At 50.2% G+C, this 3,642-nt stretch carries 5 protein-coding genes; 3 read left to right on the top strand and 2 right to left on the bottom strand.

The genetic code is table 11. The annotated features are described in order from the left end of the window. The 3 genes from JUJ53_RS16145 to JUJ53_RS16135 all read left to right on the top strand — a co-directional run. A partial coding sequence (locus JUJ53_RS16145) for a tetratricopeptide repeat protein (RefSeq protein WP_204153068.1) occupies positions 1 to 800 on the top strand: 800 nt, incomplete at its 5' end. Beyond that, complete coding sequence (locus tag JUJ53_RS24740) at positions 790 to 942, top strand: hypothetical protein (RefSeq protein WP_239125121.1); 153 nt, start codon at positions 790 to 792, stop codon at positions 940 to 942. The genes JUJ53_RS16145 and JUJ53_RS24740, both read left to right, overlap by 11 nt. A 161-nt stretch (positions 943 to 1,103) precedes the next feature. Then, entirely contained in the window at positions 1,104 to 1,310 is a 207-nt protein-coding gene (locus tag JUJ53_RS16135; protein WP_204153067.1) for a DUF2283 domain-containing protein, read from the top strand. 158 nt (positions 1,311 to 1,468) lie between these two features. On the opposite strand, the gene JUJ53_RS16130 is transcribed toward JUJ53_RS16135, so the two are convergent. Next, a complete protein-coding gene (locus tag JUJ53_RS16130; protein ID WP_204153066.1) occupies positions 1,469 to 1,972 on the bottom strand; it encodes a DUF4112 domain-containing protein in 504 nt (167 codons plus the stop codon). Between the two features lie 35 nt (positions 1,973 to 2,007). Beyond that, positions 2,008 to 3,186, bottom strand: a complete 1,179-nt coding sequence (locus JUJ53_RS16125; RefSeq protein WP_204153065.1) for a hybrid sensor histidine kinase/response regulator — start codon at positions 3,184 to 3,186, stop codon at positions 2,008 to 2,010. Positions 3,187 to 3,642: the final 456 nt, after the last annotated feature.

Here is a 3,642-nt window from a genome sequence, read left to right as displayed (position 1 = left end):
TCGCGCGGGAGATTGGCGATCGCCAGGGAGAAGGCAATACTTTAGGCAATCTGGGGATTGCGTACAACAGTCTGGGTCAGTATGAGCGTGCGATCGAATTCCATCAGCACTCCCTGACGATCGCACGGGAGATTGGCGATCGCGCGGGAGAAGGCCGTGCTTTATGCGGTCTGGGAAATGCGTACACCAATCTGGGTCAGTATGAGCGTGCAATCGACCTCTATCAGCAATACCTGGCGATCGCGCAGGAGATTGGCAATCGCCAGGGAGAAAGCGCTGCTTTAGGCAATCTGGGGATTGCGTACACCAGTCTGGGTCAGTATGAGCGTGTAATCAACTTCCATCAGCAAGCATTGATTATTAGTCGAGAGATTGGCGATCGCCAGGGAGAAGGACAAGACCTCGGCAATCTGGGGACTACCTATGAAAGCCTGGGAGATTATGACCAAGCGGTTAACTATGCTAATCAACATTTAACTGTTGCCCGTGAGATTGGTGATCGACGAGGTGAAGGGGCAGGGTTGCGCGAATTGGGAGTTGCTTTGTTGAAGCAAGAATTGACAACTAAAGCATTAGAGAATTTGCAAGCTGCTCTCAACATTTTTCAAGAAGTTAAAAGTCGAAATGATGAAGCCGAAGCCCTCAAAAATCTGGCAGAGCTGCATCAAGCTTTGGGTGCGGTGGCGGTGGCGCAGCAGTATTGTGAGCAGGCATTGGCGTTAGCTACAGAGTTAGGCATTCCCCTCAAAACCGAGTGTGAGGCATTGCTGTCAGACTTAGGAAAAAGCAATGACTGCTGAAAATCAAGATGATCCCTACTTCGAAGTGCTAACCCCATTGGGAATTCGCATTCGCACAACTCTGTCATACTGGCAGAAAATCATCACCGTCAAGCCTCCCATCATGGCTGGGCAAGAAACAATAGTCCAGCAAGCCTTATAGCATCCCTCAGAAATTCGCCGGAGTCGGAGCGATCCGAACCTGTACTTACATTACCAGCCTGATCCACCTCATTTTGTCTGTGTTGTTTGCCGTCACTTAAACGGAGAGAGTTTCATCGTCACAACCTATCGCACCAATACGATTAAAATCGGAGATCCTGTATGGACAACGTAAAAATTTACTACGACGAAGTGGGGCAAACCCTGACCGTCTGGTTTGATGATCCAACCCAAGAATCTATCGCAGAAGAAACCGAAGAAGAGGTCATTCTGATCAAAAACCAGGCTGGAAAAGTCATTGGTTTTGAGCGATTAAATTACATCCCTATCAATGCAGATAATCTGAATGTTGAACTTGTGAAGGTTTAGTCTGTGTGATGGCCCAGGTAGACGTCTTTTATGAACCAGACACCGAACTATTCACCGTATTCTGGCAAGCCCCCCGCCAAGATCAGGACGGAACTAGGCAAACATCTTGGACGTGAAGGAACTCACGTTGTCCTAAGAACTGCTGCCGAGATTGGGGCTTAGTTGACGCCCAATAGTTGCAACGCTAGCCATATAAACGTAGCTAGAAGAGCCACTACGCCCAAGAGCAGGGCGATCAGAATCCCCACAATGCCAAACATGACTAAGCGATCGCTTAGGGTGGGTGGTTTTGGATCGGCAAGATGCGCTTCTAGGAGGCGTAGATTGTGGCGGTTGGCCTTCCAAGCAACGTCAAAAATGTTGCCCGCGATCGGCACTGAGCCAGCCACTGTATCTAGGACTAAATTCACTACCATGCGTGCAAGGGTACGTTTGGGCAACCCGAAGCGCACCGATTCCATCACTACATAGATCGAGATGAGCAAGCTAAGGCTATCGCCAACCCCAGGCAACAAGCCCAGAATCGGATCAATGCCCATGCGATACCCTGTGTTGAGAAGCGGTATCGAGTCGTCGAGGAGATAGCTAACCCATCGAATTCGCTGTAGCGCTTTCGGATGAGAAGGGAGCGCTTTCGGGGGAGAAGGTGGCAGGGATGACATCGACATCTAGCCTAGACTAAGAGGTACTGACAAGCCTAATGGTAACGGCTCTGATAAACCCTACTCGATGGAGTTGCTTCAGGTAAAACTCCCGGCAGTTGTATCGAAAAAACGCTGCCCCGCCCTGGTTCAGAAACAACAGAAATTTGTCCTTGGTGGGCTTCTAGGATGCGGCGAGAGAGGTATAGTCCTAAACCACTCCCCGATCGCTTGCCCTTACCTTGGCGAAACCGTTCAAAGATCATCTGTTGGTCATCGGGGGAAATGCCGGGGCCGGTGTCTTGCACCTCTACCTTGACGCAAGGGGGGAGCTGCTCCTCCGTCTGTTCTGTAGACATCGGTTGTTCAACTAGCCGCACAACCACCTGCCCTTGAGACGTAAATTTAAGAGCATTGCCAATGAGGTTGGTGAACACTCGCCGTAGCTCTAAGCGATCGCCCCTCACCTTGGCGCTGACATCAGAGGCATGGTCGTCCGTCTCAAAAAGCAGGTGCAGTTGCTTTTCGTTGGCGATTGGCTGGAGTTCGCCCATCACCTCTTGAATAATATTGCGCAGATCGCAGATTGAGAACGTCAGCGTTTTATATCCAGCATCGTAGCGATAGACTTCTAGCAATGTATTAACCATTTGCAATAGACTATCGTTACTACGAATCATCACGGCGATCGCTTCCTGCATGTCCGGAGAAATGGGACAAAATGTCTCTTTTTGAAAGAGATGCAGCATCCGATCGGCGGCCACCAAAGGCGTTCGTAGATCGTGGGTGAGGCGCATAACAAAATCTTCTTGCCGCTTAGCCATCTGGGTTTGCAGATCAATGCTGCGCTTGAGGCGCAGAAGCGATCGCACCCGAGCCAGCAATTCATCTGGGTTAACTGGCTTACGTACAAAATCATCGGCACCTAAATCGAGACCCTCCACGAGATTCGATTCATCATGGGCTGTGATCAGCACAATGGGAATGAAGGGTAGATTAGGATTTTGGCGAATGCGTCGAGTTACCTCATAGCCATCCATCCCCGGCATCATCACATCCAGTAAGATCAGATCGGGCGGCTGAGATTCAACGTGCCATAGGGCCGACATGCCATCTGTGACGCAGTGAATGTCATAGCCCTCATCTTCTAGAATGGCTTCGAGCAAGATGAGGTTGTCGGTGGTATCGTCTACGGCGAGCAGACGTGGCGTCCGTGGAGACTCAGCAAAAGACATGAGGATTTAAAGTCCAAAACAAGGGTGTTCTGTAGGCGGGATTTAGTCAGAACGTTGAGCGATCGCAACCCATCTAGGGCTTCTATTTTACCCAGCCACGGTAGTTCCGCCATCTCCCTACAGACTGAGACTAGAAGAGCCAGCCCTTGGTTTTGATGCCACAATTCATCTTTTTAGCAAGCTGCATCATCTAGATATCAAGCGTTCTGCATCTTGACAGGATCAGTGAGAGATCGATGCGTTGTCCCTAGGGTATGCCAATCATGCAGGGCTCTAGCTCATATCACTAGTACCCTGAGGCGGAAGTAACCCGCCTAGCTGCTAAAGCGGAAACCCCATGTGTCCTGGAAAGTCCTTTTCGTGGGAGCATCCCACTTTCGACAAAATAGTCAACAGGCAAGCTGCCCATTGAGGTAGGCACAACGCAAACTCAACATCGCATTGACAGAGGCCGTA

Origin of the sequence: Leptolyngbya sp. CCY15150 (genome assembly GCF_016888135.1) — a bacterium.
Classification (GTDB): Bacteria; Cyanobacteriota; Cyanobacteriia; order RECH01; family RECH01; genus RECH01.
The sequence above is the reverse complement of the archived record's forward strand: the minus strand, read 5'-3'. Positions and strand labels throughout refer to the sequence as shown.

Excerpts from the sequence above, each read along its gene's own strand:
- JUJ53_RS24740 (WP_239125121.1), top strand. The coding sequence starts at position 790 with ATGACTGCTGAAAATCAAGATGATCCCTACTTCGAAGTGCTAACCCCA.
- JUJ53_RS16130 (WP_204153066.1), bottom strand. The coding sequence starts at position 1,972 with ATGTCATCCCTGCCACCTTCTCCCCCGAAAGCGCTCCCTTCTCATCCG.
- JUJ53_RS16125 (WP_204153065.1), bottom strand. The coding sequence starts at position 3,186 with ATGTCTTTTGCTGAGTCTCCACGGACGCCACGTCTGCTCGCCGTAGAC.
- JUJ53_RS16135 (WP_204153067.1), top strand. The coding sequence starts at position 1,104 with ATGGACAACGTAAAAATTTACTACGACGAAGTGGGGCAAACCCTGACC.